This is a genomic window from Alkalithermobacter paradoxus, assembly GCA_002029295.1.
Taxonomy (GTDB): Bacteria; Bacillota; Clostridia; order Peptostreptococcales; family Peptostreptococcaceae; genus Alkalithermobacter; species Alkalithermobacter paradoxus.
The window spans coordinates 58,401-77,490 of the sequence record MZGW01000006.1 but is presented as its reverse complement, the minus strand read 5'-3'; the positions used below and the strand labels follow the sequence as shown (position 1 = coordinate 77,490).

General features: G+C 30.4%; 17 protein-coding genes. 10 read left to right on the top strand and 7 right to left on the bottom strand.

Translation table 11 applies throughout. The features are described from left to right. Positions 1 to 33: 33 nt before the first annotated feature. The 3 genes from mntA to CLOTH_RS07975 all read left to right on the top strand — a co-directional run bounded on the left by mntA (position 34) and on the right by CLOTH_RS07975 (position 2,465). Positions 34 to 441, top strand: coding sequence for a type VII toxin-antitoxin system MntA family adenylyltransferase antitoxin (mntA, locus tag CLOTH_RS07985; RefSeq protein WP_079412885.1), 408 nt, complete (start codon positions 34 to 36; stop codon positions 439 to 441). Beyond that, positions 434 to 841, top strand: a complete 408-nt coding sequence (hepT, locus tag CLOTH_RS07980) for a type VII toxin-antitoxin system HepT family RNase toxin (RefSeq protein ID WP_079412937.1) — start codon at positions 434 to 436, stop codon at positions 839 to 841. The genes mntA and hepT overlap by 8 nt, the downstream gene beginning before the upstream one ends. Positions 842 to 950: 109 nt before the next feature. After that, positions 951 to 2,465 carry a sodium-dependent transporter gene (locus CLOTH_RS07975; RefSeq protein WP_331722063.1) on the top strand — a complete coding sequence of 505 codons (1,515 nt, stop codon included), beginning with the start codon at positions 951 to 953 and terminating at the stop codon, positions 2,463 to 2,465. A gap of 133 nt (positions 2,466 to 2,598) precedes the next feature. Here CLOTH_RS07975 and CLOTH_RS07970 read toward each other — a convergent pair whose 3' ends face one another. The 5 genes from CLOTH_RS07970 to CLOTH_RS07950 form a co-directional block, all read right to left on the bottom strand. Next, positions 2,599 to 2,910, bottom strand: a complete 312-nt coding sequence (locus CLOTH_RS07970; protein ID WP_079412883.1) for a hypothetical protein — start codon at positions 2,908 to 2,910, stop codon at positions 2,599 to 2,601. A gap of 66 nt (positions 2,911 to 2,976) precedes the next feature. Further along, positions 2,977 to 3,498, bottom strand: a complete 522-nt coding sequence (locus CLOTH_RS07965) for a sigma-70 family RNA polymerase sigma factor (RefSeq protein WP_158080490.1) — start codon at positions 3,496 to 3,498, stop codon at positions 2,977 to 2,979. Positions 3,499 to 3,598: 100 nt separating this feature from the next. Further along, complete coding sequence (locus CLOTH_RS10875) at positions 3,599 to 3,739, bottom strand: YvrJ family protein (protein ID WP_079412879.1); 141 nt, start codon at positions 3,737 to 3,739, stop codon at positions 3,599 to 3,601. Between the two features lie 43 nt (positions 3,740 to 3,782). Continuing rightward, positions 3,783 to 4,001 carry a DUF2922 domain-containing protein gene (locus CLOTH_RS07955; protein WP_079412877.1) on the bottom strand — a complete coding sequence of 73 codons (219 nt, stop codon included), beginning with the start codon at positions 3,999 to 4,001 and terminating at the stop codon, positions 3,783 to 3,785. 307 nt (positions 4,002 to 4,308) lie between these two features. Continuing rightward, a complete protein-coding gene (locus CLOTH_RS07950) occupies positions 4,309 to 4,530 on the bottom strand; it encodes a DUF1659 domain-containing protein (protein ID WP_079412875.1) in 222 nt (73 codons plus the stop codon). 93 nt (positions 4,531 to 4,623) lie between these two features. Here CLOTH_RS07950 and CLOTH_RS07945 point away from each other — a divergent pair, with 93 nt between their 5' ends. The 5 genes from CLOTH_RS07945 (at position 4,624) to CLOTH_RS07920 (ending at position 13,066) form a co-directional block, all read left to right on the top strand. Continuing rightward, a complete protein-coding gene (locus tag CLOTH_RS07945) occupies positions 4,624 to 5,586 on the top strand; it encodes a dipeptidase (protein WP_079412873.1) in 963 nt (320 codons plus the stop codon). Between the two features lie 723 nt (positions 5,587 to 6,309). Beyond that, positions 6,310 to 7,881, top strand: coding sequence for a GH3 family domain-containing protein (locus CLOTH_RS07935; protein ID WP_079412869.1), 1,572 nt, complete (start codon positions 6,310 to 6,312; stop codon positions 7,879 to 7,881). 10 nt (positions 7,882 to 7,891) lie between these two features. Further along, positions 7,892 to 10,375 carry a sensor domain-containing diguanylate cyclase/phosphohydrolase gene (locus CLOTH_RS07930; RefSeq protein ID WP_079412867.1) on the top strand — a complete coding sequence of 828 codons (2,484 nt, stop codon included), beginning with the start codon at positions 7,892 to 7,894 and terminating at the stop codon, positions 10,373 to 10,375. A 110-nt stretch (positions 10,376 to 10,485) separates the two neighbouring features. Then, positions 10,486 to 12,384 carry an oligoendopeptidase F gene (pepF, locus tag CLOTH_RS07925; protein ID WP_079412865.1) on the top strand — a complete coding sequence of 633 codons (1,899 nt, stop codon included), beginning with the start codon at positions 10,486 to 10,488 and terminating at the stop codon, positions 12,382 to 12,384. Between the two features lie 10 nt (positions 12,385 to 12,394). After that, the gene (locus CLOTH_RS07920) at positions 12,395 to 13,066 is read left to right on the top strand and encodes a hypothetical protein (RefSeq protein ID WP_079412863.1); all 672 of its coding nucleotides are present in this window, start codon (positions 12,395 to 12,397) and stop codon (positions 13,064 to 13,066) included. Positions 13,067 to 13,088: 22 nt separating this feature from the next. On the opposite strand, the gene CLOTH_RS07915 is transcribed toward CLOTH_RS07920, so the two are convergent. After that, the gene (locus CLOTH_RS07915) at positions 13,089 to 14,987 is read right to left on the bottom strand and encodes a type I glutamate--ammonia ligase (RefSeq protein ID WP_079412861.1); all 1,899 of its coding nucleotides are present in this window, start codon (positions 14,985 to 14,987) and stop codon (positions 13,089 to 13,091) included. A 13-nt stretch (positions 14,988 to 15,000) separates the two neighbouring features. Then, complete coding sequence (gene asnB, locus CLOTH_RS07910) at positions 15,001 to 16,845, bottom strand: asparagine synthase (glutamine-hydrolyzing) (protein WP_079412859.1); 1,845 nt, start codon at positions 16,843 to 16,845, stop codon at positions 15,001 to 15,003. 165 nt (positions 16,846 to 17,010) lie between these two features. Here asnB and CLOTH_RS07905 point away from each other — a divergent pair, with 165 nt between their 5' ends. Then, the gene (locus tag CLOTH_RS07905; RefSeq protein WP_331722062.1) at positions 17,011 to 18,210 is read left to right on the top strand and encodes an L-lactate MFS transporter; all 1,200 of its coding nucleotides are present in this window, start codon (positions 17,011 to 17,013) and stop codon (positions 18,208 to 18,210) included. Positions 18,211 to 18,237: 27 nt separating this feature from the next. Further along, positions 18,238 to 19,086: a DUF6671 family protein gene (locus tag CLOTH_RS07900; protein WP_079412857.1), complete on the top strand. Its 849-nt coding sequence runs from the start codon at positions 18,238 to 18,240 to the stop codon at positions 19,084 to 19,086. Positions 19,087 to 19,090 lie beyond the last annotated feature (4 nt).

Here is a 19,090-nt window from a genome sequence, read left to right as displayed (position 1 = left end):
TAGTTTATAATTATAACAAGGAGAAGGATTGATATGTATTTATCTTATGAATGTAAAAAGAAAATAGTAGATTTTTTAGTTAGAGAGTTAAGCCCAAGATTTATTTATCTTTTTGGCTCCTTTGCTAAGGGAGAAGGTAGAGAAGATAGTGATATTGACTTAGCCCTTTATACTGATAATCTGGTAGATACATATGAACTTTTGTTACTTGCAGGTAGTCTTTCTTTTGAAGTAAAAAAAGATGTGCAAATTGTTCATCTAAAAGATATAAGCACTGTGTTTGCAGCTCAGATTGTTGGAACGAAAGAAGTTTTGTATTGTGATGATGAAAATCTTATGTGTAATTATGATATTCGGGTTTTGAAAGAGTATGCTAAATTGAATGAGGAGAGAAAGGTTATTTTAGATGCTATCGAAAGGGATGGTAAGATATATGGTTAAGGACGTTATATATAACAAGATTGCTATTATTGAAAGGTGCTTGATAAGAATAAAAGAAGTTTATGATCAAAATCCAGATAATCTAAAGGATTATACTAAGCAAGATTCAATAGTTTTAAATATTCAAAGGGCAGTTGAAGCAGCGATTGATGTGGCTATGCATATTGTTTCAGCGAGAAAACTTGGCATCCCTCAGAATAGTAGAGATGCATTTGAGGTTTTAAATAGCAACGATATTATAGATGACGATATGTTAAAAAAACTGAAAGCTATGATAGGATTTAGGAATATAGCTGTTCATAATTATCAGAATTTAAATATAGATATTTTAAGAAAGGTTATAGAGAATCATTTAGTAGATTTTGAAGAGTTTATATATGCTATTAATAAGCTATTATAAGGGTATTTATTGATTTTAACCCAAGGAATATTGTTCCTTGGGATTTTGTGTTATAATTTAATACAATATTCATATAATTTAAAAAATTGATTTTCAGGGGGTGGATATTTTGGAGAAGAGAGATCAATGGAACTCCAGAATTGGTTTTTTGATGGGGGCTGTAGGTGCTGCTATAGGTCTTGGAAATCTTTGGAGATTTCCTTATCAAGCTTATTCAAGTGGTGGCGGGGCTTTCTTGATTCCTTACTTTTTTGCACTTTTAACTGCTGGTATTCCTCTTATGATTATGGAGCTTGGCTTTGGTAGTAAGATGAGGGGGGCTGCACCACTTGCTTTTAGAAAGCTAGGAAGAAAATGGGAGTTCTTGGGCTGGTGGCAGGTTATGATACCACTAGTTGTTATGACTTTCTATTCTTGTGTTATTGCTTGGAGTTTGAATTATCTGTTTATGTCATTTAATCTTGGCTGGGGAAGTAATCCTGGTGGATTTTTTATCGAGGATTTTTTAAAGCTTTCTTCTTCTCCATGGGAGTTTGGTGGTCTTAGGGTAAATATATTAATAGCTGTTGTTATTATATGGATTATAAATTATATGATAGTTAGAAAAGGTATCTCAGGTGGAATAGAGAAGGCTTGTAGATTTATAATGCCACTTCTTGCTGTATTGATGATTATTATGACTGTAAGGGGAGTTACTTTGCCAGGTTCTAAGTATGGGCTTAATTATCTGCTTAATCCTGATTTTTCTAAGATACTTGATCATAGAGTTTGGATTTCTGCGTATAGTCAGGTATTCTTTTCTACTACTTTGGCAGTTGGTGTTATGATTGCATATTCTAGTTATTTACCAGAAAAATCTGATATAGTTAATAATGCTCATATCACTGTTTTTGCAAATGCTAGTTTTGACTTTTTAGCGGGCCTTTGCGTATTTGGACTTTTAGGGTACTATGCTTATTCTTCAAATACTAATTTTAGTGATGTTATGACTAATGGAGCAGGCCTTGCTTTTGTTGCTTTTCCTACTGCTATTAGTAATCTTCCTATGAATGACTTTTTAAAGAGTCTATTTGGATTTACTTTCTTCTTTGCTTTAATTATTGCAGGTATATCATCTAGTGTTTCTATGCTTGAAGCATTTGCATCAGCTATACTTGATAAATATAATATAAAAAGAGATAATTTAATTAAATTCATATGTATATTTGGGTTCTTTGGAAGTGCTATGTTTGCAACTCGTGCTGGTGTGTTTTTGCTTGATATTGTTGATCATTTTGTGGGAAATTATGGTATAGCGCTTATTGGCCTTGTTGAGACTATAGTTCTTGGATATATATATACAGCTGAGAAGATGAAAGATGATGTTAATGAATATTCTGATATAAAGGTTGGAACTTGGTGGGTATTTTGTATTAAATATGTAACTCCTGTTGCCCTTACCTACCTATTTATTCAGAATATAGTTTCTGAATTTAAGTCTCCTTATGGAGGTTATCCTATAAGCTCTCTTGTTGTATTTGGTGGAAGCATTGCTATAGGTATATTTATTATATCTCATATACTTGCTAGAAAGCCTTGGCAAAAGGGAGTGTTCTATAAAGAGGACGGTGAGCTTAATGATTGATAAGTTATCATCAGAAAGTGTGTTCATGCTCGTGTTTGGATTTGTTTTACTCTATGGAGGACTTAGTTATTATATTAGTATAGCTTTTAAGGATAAAAAATAAGGCCTCCATCGAGGCCTTTTATCATTGAACTTATATCCTATTTTTCTTTCTTTTAAGCATAGCTATATTAGCCATGTTGTTTGCAGTTACATATTCAATCATATTTAAGTCATTTTGAACTAAAGACACTTTACCATAGACTTTTGAGATTTTCAATGCTAGGTCTTCTATATCGTTGCTGTTAGTTTCACTTGAGTGTTGTAAAGCTTTCAGAATTTGAGTATGTTCATTTTGTTGGATCTTAATTAACTCAACATCAGATTTAAGAGATTTTATATCTCCCTTCATCTCACTCATATCACTTTGCATTTGTTGTAATATAGAAAGTATTTTATCTTCCATAGTCTACCTCCAGGTATTATTAATATTATTATTTTATCATAAAAGTGCAGATTTTGAAATATTGGGCTATGTTGAGAAGAATATATTGAGTTTTTTGATAGCCTTAGATTTTAGTGACTTTGTGTATTTATAGGATATATTCAGGTTCTTTGATATATTTACCAGTGTATCTCCATTTAGAATATGCTGAGTTATTATATACCTTTCTTTATCATTTAGCATAGAAAGACATTCTTCTATGTCTATGAATGAATAGTCTTCTTCATACGAATGCTCTATACTGTCATCTATCAGCATTTCATTTTCACTTTCTTTTAGTAATTTTCTTTTTTTATCCCAATAAAAACAACTTAGCATATATTCCATATATCCTAGAAACTTAGTGTTCTTTTCAAAGTCAAAATTCTTTATGAGTTCTATAGATCTTAAAATACCATCACTATATAAATCTTCATTAACATATCCAAAGTAATGCTTGCACTTTGAGATAATAAGTGGTTTTAATGTGGTTATTAAAGACTCTAGCGAAGTTTTACACCCCTTATTTGATAGCTTCACTAGATTATTTATTTCTTCATAAGTACACAAATGAAATCTCCCCCTAGAATTACAAAACATACGTTTTATATAATTATATCGAACAAGTGTTCTGTGTTCAATATATATTTTGCAGAAATTCTTCTGTTTATTATAGTTTTGATATGGAATTATTTAGATGATTTATACTCTCTGTAAGTCTTTCTAGCTTGTCCTCTATTTTGGTAAGCAAATAAATAGAAAGGACAATAGGAAAACCTACATTAGATACTAAGCTCAAAATATCTCCCATGAAATTCTCCTCTCTACATCAAAAGGCCCGAAAGGGCCCTTAATTAATCTAAGTATATCTGCTCAGAGTGAACATTAACAATTCTAGCATCTCTTTTTTCGGATACACCTACTCCTTTGAAAGAGAATATATTCTTAGTTACTATAAAATCCATCAATGCATTAACATCAGAATCATTAACATCTGCCTTAATATCATCAAAAGATATAGTAACACCCTTACCATCTTCCTTCAAAAACCTCATCTCAAGAACTCTCTTCACAAAAACACCCCCAAAATTTAATCACTATTCAGTAAAAACATCTGACTTACAAGCTCACTTGACAAAGCTAATTGATAAGAATAAGCACCATCTATCAATAGCCATCTACAAAGTACTAATAATAAGAAGAGATTAAGTTATATAAAACAGCTGACTTACAAGCTTGCTTGTGGAAATTAATTTGTGAGAATAAGTATCATATATCAATAGCCACCTACAAATTATTAATAATAAGAAGAGATTAAGTTATATATAACAGCTGACTTACAAGCTTGCTTGTGGAAGCTGAATATATAACTAATCGATTCTACTCACTAAGCAAGCTATCATCAATCCTATTAACCTCAACTAAGAAACTATCCTGAAGACTTGCTAACATAGTTGCAAACTGATAAAGATCATTATCTAAGATATTTACTCTAAAATTTCTTATAGTTCTGTTTCTAAATCTTTCAACTCCTTTCTCATCAAGACCTAGAGAATACTTAAGTTTTAAGCTTGTTCCATTTTTAATAGAATTTACTGACATATTATCAACCCCTTTCGCTTATATATATGGAGTATATGGATAAAAAGGGGAACTAAAAAATGGTATAAATATGATAAAGAAGGTGGTTATTTAATGAAGATATTTGATGCACACTCAGATATATTTACAGATATTATTCAGAAAATCGAAGAAGGAGATAGTGATATACTTGCAAAGAGCCATATAAATAACTTTATAAAAGGAGATGTATTTGGATCTATATTTGTTGTCTGGACTGAGCCAAAGTATAATTACTCAAGAGAAAGAACGCTTAAGATACTAGAAAGTGGAATGAATGAGATAAATTTATGCAGTGATTATATAAAGCATATAAAATCTTATAATGACTTTGAAATAGCTAATAAAGAAGGGAAATTAGCTATAATGTTAGGGATAGAAGGTATGGCATTTATAAATTATGATGTAGATTATATAAATACCTTATACGATTTAGGAGTTAGACATATAGGTTTAACATGGAACGAGGAAAATGAATTGGCAACCGGAGTAAGAGGAAATAAACATAGGGGACTTACTAAGCTTGGAATAAAAGCTATAGATACTATAGAAAAATTAGGAATAGTACTAGATGTATCACACCTTAATGAGAGAAGTTTTTGGGATGTATGTGAGCATTCAAAGAAACCATTCATTGCATCTCATTCAAATGTGTATAGTCTTTGTGATAATCCTAGAAATTTAAAAGATGATCAGATAAAGGCTATAAAGAATGTAAATGGAGTTATAGGTGTTAATGCATGGCCACATTTTGTTGACAAAAAAAGTCCAAGTGTTGAAAAAATGGCAGATCATATTGATTATATTGTCAATTTGATAGGAGTAGATTATGTTGGGCTTGGATTTGATTTTTGTGAGTTTATAAGTAATGAAGCTACTCCTGTTTTTAATCAAAATGCTAATATAATAGATGGTCTTTATCATCAGGGGCATGTACAAAGCATTATGAATGTGTTAGCAGGTAGAGGATATACAGAAAGTGATTTAAGGAAGATAGGATATGAGAATTTCTTTAGGGTTTTTAAGGAGATATTGTAATCTTTACATTGACTATAGGATAATATGGAGATGAATTTAAAAGCGTATGAAATTACGCTTTTATTTTTTAATTTATACTCTAAAGGAAAGTATAAGTATACGTCGAAATATACATATATACTTTGTATTAGGGGGAGGAGTGTTATAAAATGTCATATGTGTTGCTAGGTTCACTTGCTTTTGTTCTCTTGACCATTTACGATTATCTCAAACTTAAGAATAAGGGGAGTGTTAAAGACATTTTTAGTATATGTGGTCTAGGTCTTATTATAGTTTCTGGGATTATGATACTTATTACATCTAACAAAATATATATACATATTCTTATAAGAATACCTTCAATAATATTATCTTTTTTGTTCCTAACTTTGCTTATATATTCTCTTTTTATAGAGCTGCCATTTAAAAGTACTTACACGAGTAATAAATATAATGAAGATTTAGTAAATACAGGGACATATGCACTGACAAGGCATCCGGGAGTTTTGTGGTTTTTTCTATTTTTCTTATTTTTATTTCTTGGAACGGGATATACGCTTTTAGTGCCAGCTTGTATAGTTTGGACAAGTTTAGATGTTATTCATGTATATATACAAGACAAAATATTCTTCGTGAAAATGTTTAAGGGGTACAAAAATTATCAAAAAACTACGCCTATGCTAATACCAAATAAAGAAAGTATAAAAAAATGCATTAATACTATATTTATAGGGGGGAAAACACATGCCAACTTTTAAGGAAATGTTTAGAGAAGGCAAGCGTGATGAGATATGGGAAAAATATTGCGGATTTCTAGATTTAAATATTGATGAATTCATGAAAATACAAGAAAGGCTTCTAATGGAGCAAATAGAATTATTATCTAGTTGTGAGTTAGGAAAAATGTTAATGGGCAATATAAAACCTAAATCTATAGATGAATTCAGAGAACTTATACCACTAACTACTTATGATGATTATGCAGATACTTTGTTAAACAAAAAAGAAGAACTTCTCCCACAAAAGCCTATGTATTGGATAAAAACAACTTGGAAAGGTGGAGAACACCCTGTAAAGTTAGCTCCGTACTCAGAGAGTATGGTAAAGGAGCACGCTAAAGCATTCATAGCAAGTCTGATATTATGTACAAGCAAAAAAAGAGGAGACTTTAAACTTGCTGAGAATGACAAGTTCCTGTATGGAATGGCACCACTTCCTTATTTAACAGGGCTTGCACCTTATGGATTAAAAGAGAAGATTACTTTTGATTACTTGCCTACTATTGAAGAAGCTGAGAGTATGGGTTTTAAAGAGAGAAATGAAAAGGGATTTGAGCTTGGTTTAAGGAAAGGTATAGATATTTTCTTTGGATTATCGAGTGTACTTGTTAAAATAGGGGAAAGTTTCTCAAATGAAGATAAGAATGGCAAATCTAAAATGGTTATACCTTCAAACTTTGGCATGGCTTATAGACTTGTAAATGCTTTAATTAAGAAAAAATTGTTGAAGAAAACTATACTCCCTAGGGATATATGGAGTATGAAGGGGATAATATGTGCAGGGACTGATAGCTCTGTATTTAAAGAAAAAATTGAGTATTATTGGGGAATAAAGCCAATTGAGATATATGGAGGAACTGAAATAGCTATTGCTGCAACAGAAACATGGAGTAAAGATGGACTTACATTCTTTCCAGATGTTAATTTTCTTGAATTTATACCAGAAAAATATGCTATTAGAGATTCTAATCAAAAAAAGCTCAAAACTCTATTATTAAATGAGATAAAAGCAGGTGAAAGATATGAACTTGTAATTACAAAATTCAAAGGTGGTGCTTTCATAAGATATAGAGTAGGTGATATAATAGAGTGTATATCTTTAGATGACAAGAAAAATGGTATAAATATTCCACAGATAAAATTTGTAGACAGAGTATCAAACATAATAGATATTGCAGGATTTACAAGGATTACGAAAGATACAATAAATAATGCTATAAATAATTCAAGTTTAAATGTAAATAATTGGGTTGCTAGAAAAGAATATATACAAAATGAGCCTAAGTTACATATTTATCTAGAAATGAATGAAACTGTGCCTGAAGATTATGTAAAAGAAAAGTTAAATATGAGTCTCAAGAAATTAGACAGCGATTTTGAAAGTATAGATTCATTACTAGGAAAAGATCCTCTACATATTACAATCTTACGAAAAGGAACTTTTAGTAAGTTTGAGAAAATGAAAAATATAGCTTTAAATCCTATAAATCCTAGTGCAGATGAGATACAAATGCTTATTAGTATCAGTAATGAATAGGAGGTAATTAATGTCAATACTTAGCTACAAAACGCTAGCTCCAGCACTATCCTTGATGTGTTATTTAATAGTACTGTTAATATTGATTAAAAGTAAGAGAAGTAAAATAATAAAAGCTTACTCAATTTATATAATAACCAATATTGTATGGAGTTTTGGGTCACTTATGATGAGGACAGGGATATACCCAGGTCCACTTTTCTGGAATAGAATACTTTGTATAGGTCTTATAAGTATGCCTATAGCTTTTTATAAATTTACTTTAATATTTACACAGACTCATAGTGAAAACAAAAAGCTCTATTCAGGCTATGGGATGTGGTTAATTCTAATTATGCTTAACTCTTTGGGGTATATAGTTAAAGAAGCTTATATAGTTGAGGGAACTCTTTATTATAGGCTTGGCCCTATAGCACCTATTGTTGCTGTTTGGAGTCTTATTTATTTAGTTCTGGCACTTATAAATGTAATTCATAAAATCAGAGCAAATATTATAGTATTTGATAAAGTAAAATTCGTATTTTATGGACTTATACTAGTTATACTAGGTGGAATTTTAAATTTGATACCACAGGTAGGAAGATATCCAATAGATTTACTATCAAATACTATCAATGCTATATTAGTTGCATACTCTATGTATAGATATAAGTTTTTGGATATAAAACTAATAATAAGAAGAGGACTAATTTATTCTATATATACGTTTATACTTGCAATATTTTATGTATCTATAGTATTTATTGTAGAGAAGTCAATAAGAACATATATAGGATATGAAACTATTATAGCAGCAGTAATAACATCAATAGTTATAGCAGTTGTAATACACCCTTTTAAATATAAGCTCCAGGATATTATAGATAAAGCTTTTTACAAAGATGAAGTTGCAAAGAGAGAAGCATTAAAAGATTTTAGTAATATAATAAATAATACACTAGATATAGAAGAATTATCTGATTCTTTCCTTGGTATTGTAATAAAAGGTATGAAATTAAAACATGCTTCTTTAATGCTAAAAAAAGAAAATAAATATATAACACTTCAAGCAAAAGGTGATATAGAAGGCTTAGGATACTTTGAATTAAAAGAAGATAGTCCTGTGGTTAATTGGTTTTGTGATAAAAATAAATTCCTAACTATAGATCATATAGATAGATTATCTAATTTTCAATCTCTTTGGAACTATGAAAAAGATTATTTTCAAAAGAATGATATACAGCTGTTTATTCCTATAAAATTAAGAGATGAACTCATAGGAATATTGCTTTTATCTAAGAAGAAAAATGATGAAAATTATAGTGAAGATGATATAGATCTTTTACTTATAATAGCTAATAGCAGTGCAGTAGCTATAGAAAATGCAAGGCTTTACTCAAAGGTAAAAGAAGATGCTATAACAGATGGTCTTACAGGGTTATATAATCATAGATACTTTCATGAAGTACTTTCCAAACTTATAGATACAAAGATTATGGATGTATTTTCTGTTGCTTTGATAGATGTAGACCACTTTAAGCTATACAATGACCTATATGGCCACTTTGAAGGAGATAATGCCTTGAGTAGATTAGGAGAAATCCTCAAAAAATGCACTAAAGTAGGCGATATAGTAGCAAGATATGGTGGAGAAGAATTTGCAATAGTATTTCCTAATTTATCAGAAAATGAAGCTGTAAAAGAAGCAGAAAAGATAAGAGGATATGTTGAAAAGGAATTTAATTCAAGTAAAGATATGAGTAAATTTCTTACTGTCAGTATAGGAATAGCAAGTTCAAACTCTGGAATAACTAAAGAAGAGATAATAAAAAATGCAGATGATGCACTTTATGAAGCTAAAAGAAAAGGAAAAAATCAAGTTGTTCTTTATACAAATACAAGAGAAAAAGTTATTGAAACAAACCATGTTGAAGAAAAAATACAAGATGCTTACTTTTCTGCTATTCAGGCTTTAGCTGCGACAATAGATGCAAAGGACCACTATACATATGGTCATTCTGAAAATGTATCAAAATATGGAGTAAAGTTAGCTAAAGCAGCAGGGTTAGATAGTGAGCAAATTGATATTGTAAAGTATGCAGGACTTTTGCATGATGTAGGAAAAATAGGTATTCCAGAGCATGTACTTACAAAAAAAGAAAGACTTACAGATGAAGAAATGGAAATAATGAAAAAACACGTAGATATGTCTATGACTATAATAAAGCATATACCAAATTTAGTTAAAGTTCTTCCTGCTATACTTTCACATCATGAAAGATATGATGGGAATGGATATCCAAGAAGAATTAAGGGAAAAAGCATACCTATAGAAGGAAGATGCTTGTGTATAGCAGATGCTTTTGATGCAATGACTACAGATAGGCCTTATCGTAAAGCTATGAGTATAGATGAAGCTTTAGATGAAATAAGAAACAATAAAGGAACACAATTTGATCCAAAACTTGTAGACATATTTTTATCACTATTTGAAAATGAAAAGATTGAAGCGTAGCAAAGCTAGTGTTAGCTTTGCTATTATTTTTTTTGAAAACAATTATAGTCTATATTTTTTATGAAAATTACATATCCTAATATAGATATAGCAGAAAAAGGAGGAAAAGCATGAACAAAAAAGGATATGTTATTTCAAAATTTTTTATATTAACATTTCTTCTAGGTATATTGTTCTTTACACTTACTGTTTCTAATTTAAACAATTCAATTACTGTATTTAATAATATAAATTCAAATGATAAATATACTTGGAACCTTAATAATATATATCCATCAGATGATCATTGGGAGAGGGACTATAAAAAACTAGAAAGTATGATACCTAAGATGGAAAAGTATAAAGGAACATTATCAAATTCATCAAAACAAATGTCTCAGGCATTTAAAGATGCAGAGGATATAAGTAGATTAAATGAAAAATTATATTTATATGCACATCTTAAAAGCGACGAAGATAAGAGCAATGATAAATATATAGCACTAAGAGATAAGGCTAGAAATATAAATATTAAGGCAAGAATGGCTACTAATTTTATGGAGCCAGAGATTTTAAATATTCCTAAAGAAAAAATAAATCAATTTATGGCTGAAGATGAATTTCTTAGACAATATGATTTCTATTTTAAGGAACTATTTAGATTAAGTGATAGATATTTATCTGTAGAAGAAGAGAATATATTGACCTTAGCGGGATTTATGAGCAACACTACTAGTAATATATATGATATATTCAGAAATAGCGAGAGAAATTTTGGAAAGATAAAAGATAAAGATGGAAATGAAATAACTTTAACTCCTGGTCTTTACAGTAAGCTTTTAGGAAGTGAAGATAGAAATTTAAGAAAAGAAGCCTTTGAAAAAGAATTTGAAAGCTTTAATCAAAGCATAAATTTGCTAGCTGCCAATTTAGCTGGGGAAGTAGGAAAGAATATATTTTATTCTAAAGCTAGAAGATATAACTCAGCACTAGAAGCAGCACTTGATAAAGATAATGTAACTCCTAAACTGTATGAAAATATAATACAAACTACTAGTAAGCACTTAGATTCACTTCATAGATATGTATCTTTAAGAAAGAAAAAGCTTAATATACCTGATAAAGTATATCTTTATGATATGTATATACCTATCTCAAGCTATGTAGGAAAAGAAATACCATACGAAAAAGCAAAGGATATGGTTGTAGATTCACTAAGACCTTTGGGAGATCAATATATTAAAGATCTAAAGATGGGATTAAGTAGTGGATGGGTAGATGTGTATGAAAGAAAAAATAAAAGAACTGGAGCTTATTCATTTGGAGTATATGATACTAATCCTTATGTATTACTTAACTATAATGGAGGACTTGGAGATGTATCTACACTAACACATGAGATGGGGCACGCTATGCATAGTTATTACTCAAATAAGTATCAGCCTTATGCTAAAGCAAATTATCCTATATTTACAGCAGAAGTGGCATCTATAACTAATGAAGCATTTTTATTTGAATATTTAATAAGTAATTCAAAGAACAAAGAAGAAAAAATATATTTAATTGAAAGCTATATAGACCTTATAAAGTCTTCTGTATATACACAAGTTATGTATGCAGAATTTGAGAAAATAATTCATGAGAAAGTAGAATCTGGAGAGATGTTAAATGCAACTACATTCAATAATATCTGGGGAGATTTAATGAAGAAATATTATGGAGAAGACTTTGGAGTTCATGAATTATCTAAAACATGGTGGAGCAGAATTCCACATTTTTATAGAAACTTTTATGTATATAAATACGTTATAGGTTGTAGTGGAGGAATTGCTTTATCACAAGATATATTAAATGGAAAAGAAGGTGCTAAAGAAAGGTATTTAGAATTTCTAAAATCAGGTGGATCAGATTATCCCGTTAATATTTTAAAGAAGGCAGGGGTAGACATGAATAGCAGTGAGCCACTTGAAAAAACTCTTAAAAAATTTGATATGCTTGTTGATGAATTAGAAAAGTTAATTAATGAATAGGGGGTAGTTTATGAAAAAAATACTAATCTTAATAGTATCTGTTGCGTTAGCATTTACTATACTCAGTGGATGCGCTAACCAAAAACCTAATGAAGATGATATTAAGGAAAAGGTTGAAGAAAGAGAAAGTAGTGATGAAACTGAAGAAAAGGAAAATACAAGCAAAGAAAACAAAAGTCCAAAAGATATAATAGGTGAAAGATCATATGAAGCTATAAAAGCACTAAAAAACAAAGATATGAAGACTCTTTCAGAAATTGTTCACCCTACAAAGGGAGTTAGATTCACTCCGTACACTTATGTAAATGTAGAAAGAGATTTAGTATTTGATAGAGAAAAGATTGCTAACTTCTTTAATGACGAGAATGTATATATGTGGGGATATTTTGATGGAACTGGAGATGATATAAAGTTTAATCCATCACAATACTACGAAAGATTCATATATAGTAAGGATTTTATAAATGCCGAAAAAGTAGGCTACAATGAAGTTTTAAGTTTTGGGAATATGCTAGAAAATCAATTTGAAGTATATGACAATCCTATAGTTGTTGAGTATTATTTCTCTGGATTTAATCCAGAATACGGTGGAATGGACTGGAGAAGTTTGAGACTTGTATTTGAAGAGCATGAAGGTAAGTGGTATTTAGTTGGGATAATTAATAATGAATGGACAACATAAAAAGAGCAGCATATGCTGCTCTTTATATATTGAATAAGTTTCTTTTGTATCTCATATATAGTTTGTTTATCTCTTTAATTTTTTCATACATTTCAAGTTGAAGTGAAGATGCAAGATTATAATCCTTATCATCTAAAGCTTCTCTAAGTCTTGTGAATAAACATTTATTATCTAAGCTGTTTTTCATCATGTAATATCTTAAATTGTTTATTTTTTCCCATCTAACTACATCAAGGTCTGTAACTTCTTCCATATTGTGAACTTTCTTACATTCTCTTATAAAGTTTATATTATCAAGTAATATTCTATCCTTAAGCTCAGTTTCCCATCTTTCTAATGAACTTGCTATAAATGAGTTTATTATTTTTTCATTAAATACATCTCCATCAAGTAATATTTTTCTCTTTTCGTGGTATTCCTTTAGATTTTTCATATTTTCATAAACTGTAGCAGGTGGTTTTCCAAATAATTTATTTCTTTCATCTTCAGTATAGTGCTCAAATACATCTTCCTCGCTTCTGTAAGTTCTATCTTTTTCTAGATAAAAGCTTTCTACTCCAGATTCTTTTGATATCTCAGCTTCAAGCTCTTTTGAAGTTTTATTTGATTTAGCTGCTGCTAGTATCCCGTCTAACATAGATTGATACAAGCTAGCCAAAACTAAATATGTGTTTGATAAAGGATTTGGGGATCTAACTTCGAACCTAGTTGCTAGATGATTATCTATATCTCTAACTACACCTACAAGTACAGATCTATTTCTAGTCGGTGTTTTTACATCTATTCCTAAAGATGCTACTATACAAACTGGAGCTTCAAATCCAGGCTTTAGTCTATTGAATGCGTCATTTGATGATGTTACAAATGGGCTTATAACCTCATAATTTTTTAGTATGCCCATAAGTGATCCGTATCCTATTTCGCTTAAATAATCACTTTTCATATCTAAAGGTGAGAAAAGGTTCCTTATCTTTCCATTTTTTAGTTTTACAGCAACTCCAACGTGAGTGTGTTCTCCGTTTCCAGCAACTCCTTCAAGAGGTTTTGCTGCAAATGTTACTTCTAGTCCATAGCTTGCAAATATATCTTCAATTAGTTCTCTAACTATTAGTTCATTATCTGCAGCTTGTAGTGCATTTGAGTACTTCCAATCTATTTCTAGCTGTTCCATAACGTGATCTGTTTTTCCATTTGTAGCTATTTTACTACTTACTCCTCCCACTTCTTTATGGCCCATTTCAGGTTCAAGTCCATACTTTTGTAATAGTATAAGTGTCTTTTCAAGAGCGGTTCTAACAGTTCCGTGAGTTCTTTTCCAGTATTGTTCTTTAAGCATTTGGGAAGTTGAAAGTTTTTCTATATCTGCTTTATCATTAGGAGTTTTTACCCAAAATTCTAGTTCAGTAGCGGAAGTTAGTAATATATCTTCTATATAATAAGGATCGCTTATTCCTATACTGTGCAGTATGTGAGGATATGTTTTGAGTATATCCATAAGCTTTGTTTTGAAGTTATCTATAGCTTTAATAAGCACAGATCTTGAGTCTACCCTTTCTCCATTGTGAATTAAAAATGATGGTATTTCAAGTGTTCCAACAGGAAGATTATTATCTATGTGTTCATAGTTATAGTCAACGAACCAGTTTACATTAAGGTCTGGAACCAAATCAACTCTTGCATTATTTAAATGTGCAATTTCGTGTAGAACAACACTAGATCCATCTGTTTGGATGCCATAATTTAAAAAGCTATCTAAATCATCTAACATCACTTCAATTGGTATTTTTTCATCTGTAGCATTTCCTCCTAAATCTACTCCGACTAAAGATACAAATTTTATTTCAGGGTGTTCTTTTAATATCTTTATAAGGTTTTCTTTATCATTCTTATCTTTAGGTATTACATATACTAAATTGTCCATATCCATACCCCCATTAAATTTCTATCTTAACATTATATTCTTTAAGCCACGTATTTATTTGTATTAGATATGCTATAAGTTGTGGACCTGTCATAAGCTGGCCAAACCATGGTTTCTTAAAAGAAGTACCTCCACTTGCAACTATTTCATTAACAACATTTATATCTATAAGATTTAGAATAGGAGATGACTTATCATTTAATATTTGAGTCATTATATTTTGGACAGCTCTTGTATACTCTATATGATGAGTCTTTGGATATGGGCTTTTCTTTCTATCAATTATATCATCTGGTAAAATACCTCTGAGAGCTCTTCTTAATAGTCCTTTTTCTCTATTATCACAAAACTTCATTTCATTAGGAATATTAAATGCATATTCAACTAGTCTATAATCGGCAAAAGGAACTCTAACCTCTAAGCTGTTTGCCATACTCATTCTATCTTTTCTATTTAAAAGTGTAATCATAAACCACTTTATATTTAGATAAAAAAGTTCTCTCATTCTACTTTCTTCTTTAGATTCTCCAGGTAATTTAGGAGCTTTATTTATAGTATCTAAATACATCTGATTTACATATTCATCTATTGGTAGATATTTAAGACTATTTGATAGTATATATTTTCTTTGATCAAGTGATTTTGACCAAGGGAATGTGTTGCAATTTATATCTTCTGGTCTTGTATACCATGGATATCCTCCGAATATTTCATCGGCACACTCGCCTGAAAGAGATACGGTTGCCATTTTTCTAACTTCTTTGCAGAACAGATAAAGTGATGAATCAACATCTGCCATTCCAGGAAGATCATTTGATGTTACTGCATATTTTAGAGCTGATACTAAATCATTGTTGTCAATTAATATATTGTGATGGTTGCTACCTAAGAATATAGACATTTTTTCTGCCCACTCTTTATCTGAGTTAGGTTGATATTCATTGGATTTAAAGTATTTATCATTATCCTTATAATCTATTGAAAATGTGTTTAAGCTTCCTTTTCCTTCTCTTTTGAACGCATTTGATGTTATTGCAGATATTGCACTCGAATCAAGTCCTCCTGATAAGAAAGTACAAACAGGTACATCTGATACGAGTTGTCTTTCAACTGCATCTATTAGTAAGTTTCTTACGCTTTGTATTGTAGAATCTAAACTTTCGTTATGATATTTAGGTGTTAGTTTCCAGTATTCTTTAAGGAAAGTAGTGTTGTCCTTAAATAAAAGGTAGTGTGCTGGTTGTATTTCTTTAATATCTTTAAAAACTCCACTACCTAAAGATCTTGCAGGACCTAATCCGAATATTTCTAAAAGTCCTGTTTCATCTATAACTGGATCTATTTGAGGGTGTTTTAAAAGTGACTTTATTTCAGATCCAAATATAATATTATCTCCTTTGATAGCATAAAATAAAGGCTTAACACCCAGTGGATCTCTTGCTAAGAATAAACTTTTTCTTTTCTCATCCCATATTCCAAATGCAAATATCCCGTTAATATGATCTAGGCATTTAGCTCCCCATTCTATATAAGAAACTAGCAAAACTTCAGTATCCGAATATGCTTTGAATGTATATCCTTTAGATATGAGCTTTTGCCTAACTTCTTCAGTATTATATAGCTCTCCGTTATACACAATTGTATATTCATTATTATAAAAACTTCTTGTCATTGGCTGTGCTCCGCCCTCAGGATCTACTATGGTAAGACGTCTGTGTCCGAGTATAGCATTTGGAGATATATAATATCCAAATGAATCCGGACCTCTTTTGCTCAAGGTTTCGGTCATATTTTCTATTACTTTGACTTTCTCACTAATATTTTCCTTAATATTTACCCAACCAACTAGTCCACACATTATATCCTCTCCCTTGATAACGAAACTCATTATCTATATTTACTTACCTAATATATTAATATGGAAATATAGAATGGTTGGATACTATCTATAGTGTAAAGTTATTGTTAAAATGGTATAATGTAGTGATGTAGAGCATACTAAAAGAAAGTGAAGGTGTGAATTGTGAATAGACAAGTAAGTGATATTAAGTCAAATAATAGGTGGATATATGTATTTTTAGGAATTATTATTATGATGTGCTTAGGTACTGTATACTCATGGAGTGTTTTTAGATTACCTATAGAACAGCTATTTAATGTAGGAACTACAAAAAGTGGACTTCCATATATGGTTTCGCTCGCATTTTACTCATTATTTATGTTTTTAAGTGGTAAGCATTTAGATAAATATAGCCCTAGATTAATTATGCTTATAGGTTCATTACTGGTATCTGTAGGGTGGATACTATCAGCAATTGCATCAAATATATATGTTTTGACTATTACGTATGGAATTATAATTGGCACGGGTGTTGGTATAGCTTATGGGGTTCCAATGACGGTGGTTGCTAAATGGTTTCCAGAGAGGAAGGGGCTAGCTGTAGGTCTTGTACTTATTGGATTTGGATTATCGCCGTTAGTTACAGCCCCACTTGCAAGAAATCTAATAGAAGTTTATGGGGTTACCAAAACATTTATTATATTAGGGATATCCTTTGGTACAATAATACCTTTATTATCATATACATTTAGATATCCTGGTGAATTAGATAATACAAATTTGTCGACTACTTTAAATAAAGGAAATCATATAAATACTAAAGAAATGCTTAAGTCTCAAAGTTTCAAGGTATTATATCTAAATTTTACTATAGGGACAATGATTGGGTTAATGTTAGTTGGAATGACAAGTAATATAGGTATAGAACTGATAAAATTATCACCAAAACAAGTTGCTTCATTTATGTCTATATTTGCAATATTTAATGGAATAGGTAGACCTATATTTGGATGGATTACAGATAAGCTATCGTACAAAAAAGCTGCACTAATTTCGTATTCATTAATTACTATAGCCTCAACTATAATGGTTACAGTAAAAGAAGGAAACTTAATATTGTTTGGGATAGCTTTTTCGATTTTTTGGTTTAATCTAGGTGGGTGGTTAGCTATTGCTCCAACTGCAACTCTTGCTATGTATGGAAGTAAGCATTATAGTCAAAACTATGGTGTTTTATTCACTGCATATGGTATAGGTGCTATTTTAGGAGTATTAAGTTCAGGAATGCTAATAGATATACTAGGGAACTATAATTTTATATTTTATCTAATAATAGCTTTATGTATTATAGGTATTGTATCATCTCAGAGTATGAAAAAATAATAGCTTATGTCTTGTAGGAGGAAAGGAATGAATAATCAAATATATAAAGATAGAAAAATAGTACTGCTCACAAAGCATAAAAAAGAAGAGGTAATTAAGCCAATATTAGAAGAAGCTACTGGATGTAGTGTTATAGTTGAAACTAGATTTGATACAGATAAGCTAGGTACATTCGCTAGGGATGTAGAAAGAACTAAATCTCAGTTAGACACAGCTAGATTAAAGATTGAAATAGGAATGGAGCTTTCAAATACTGATATAGGTATTGCAAGTGAAGGAAGTTTTGGGTCACATCCATATATTCCTATACCATGGAATGTAGAGATAGTACTTTTATATGATAAGAGAGAGAATTTTGAGATATATGGAGTATGTGAAAATGGAGAAACAAATTTTGATCATATTACAACGGATAAATTTGATGATGTAATCAATTTTGCAAATAAAATTGGATTTCCTGAGCACTATTTGATTATTAGGCCTGATAACAGCTCATCTAATCAAGTTATTAAGGGAATTAACAATTATGATTGGCTGAAAGAGGCATTTGATTTATGTTTATCCAATTCAAAGTCAGGAAATGTTTTTTTAGAAACTGATATGAGAGCTCATGCTAATCCAACAAGAATGAAAAATATAAAAAAAGCTACTGAAGATTTAATTTCAAAATTGAACAAATGCTGTCCAAATTGTGGAGCACCAGGATTTGTTGTTAGTGAAGTAGAAAAGGGGTTACCGTGTGAGTTATGTAATTTACCTACTGAAAGAATACTAAAAAACATTAGCAAATGCTATAGATGTAGTTATATTAGAGAAGAAATGTACCCTAAAGGAAATACAGCTTCAGCTCAATATTGCAATTATTGTAATCCATAAAAGT

Bases quoted from the DNA above. Each gene is read 5' to 3' on its own strand.
- mntA (WP_079412885.1), top strand. From the start codon at position 34: ATGTATTTATCTTATGAATGTAAAAAGAAAATAGTAGATTTTTTAGTT.
- hepT (WP_079412937.1), top strand. From the start codon at position 434: ATGGTTAAGGACGTTATATATAACAAGATTGCTATTATTGAAAGGTGC.
- CLOTH_RS07970 (WP_079412883.1), bottom strand. From the start codon at position 2,910: ATGGAAGATAAAATACTTTCTATATTACAACAAATGCAAAGTGATATG.
- CLOTH_RS10875 (WP_079412879.1), bottom strand. From the start codon at position 3,739: ATGGGAGATATTTTGAGCTTAGTATCTAATGTAGGTTTTCCTATTGTC.
- CLOTH_RS07950 (WP_079412875.1), bottom strand. From the start codon at position 4,530: ATGTCAGTAAATTCTATTAAAAATGGAACAAGCTTAAAACTTAAGTAT.
- CLOTH_RS07945 (WP_079412873.1), top strand. From the start codon at position 4,624: ATGAAGATATTTGATGCACACTCAGATATATTTACAGATATTATTCAG.
- CLOTH_RS07935 (WP_079412869.1), top strand. From the start codon at position 6,310: ATGCCAACTTTTAAGGAAATGTTTAGAGAAGGCAAGCGTGATGAGATA.
- CLOTH_RS07930 (WP_079412867.1), top strand. From the start codon at position 7,892: ATGTCAATACTTAGCTACAAAACGCTAGCTCCAGCACTATCCTTGATG.
- pepF (WP_079412865.1), top strand. From the start codon at position 10,486: ATGAACAAAAAAGGATATGTTATTTCAAAATTTTTTATATTAACATTT.
- CLOTH_RS07920 (WP_079412863.1), top strand. From the start codon at position 12,395: ATGAAAAAAATACTAATCTTAATAGTATCTGTTGCGTTAGCATTTACT.
- CLOTH_RS07915 (WP_079412861.1), bottom strand. From the start codon at position 14,987: ATGGACAATTTAGTATATGTAATACCTAAAGATAAGAATGATAAAGAA.
- asnB (WP_079412859.1), bottom strand. From the start codon at position 16,845: ATGTGTGGACTAGTTGGTTGGGTAAATATTAAGGAAAATATTAGTGAG.
- CLOTH_RS07900 (WP_079412857.1), top strand. From the start codon at position 18,238: ATGAATAATCAAATATATAAAGATAGAAAAATAGTACTGCTCACAAAG.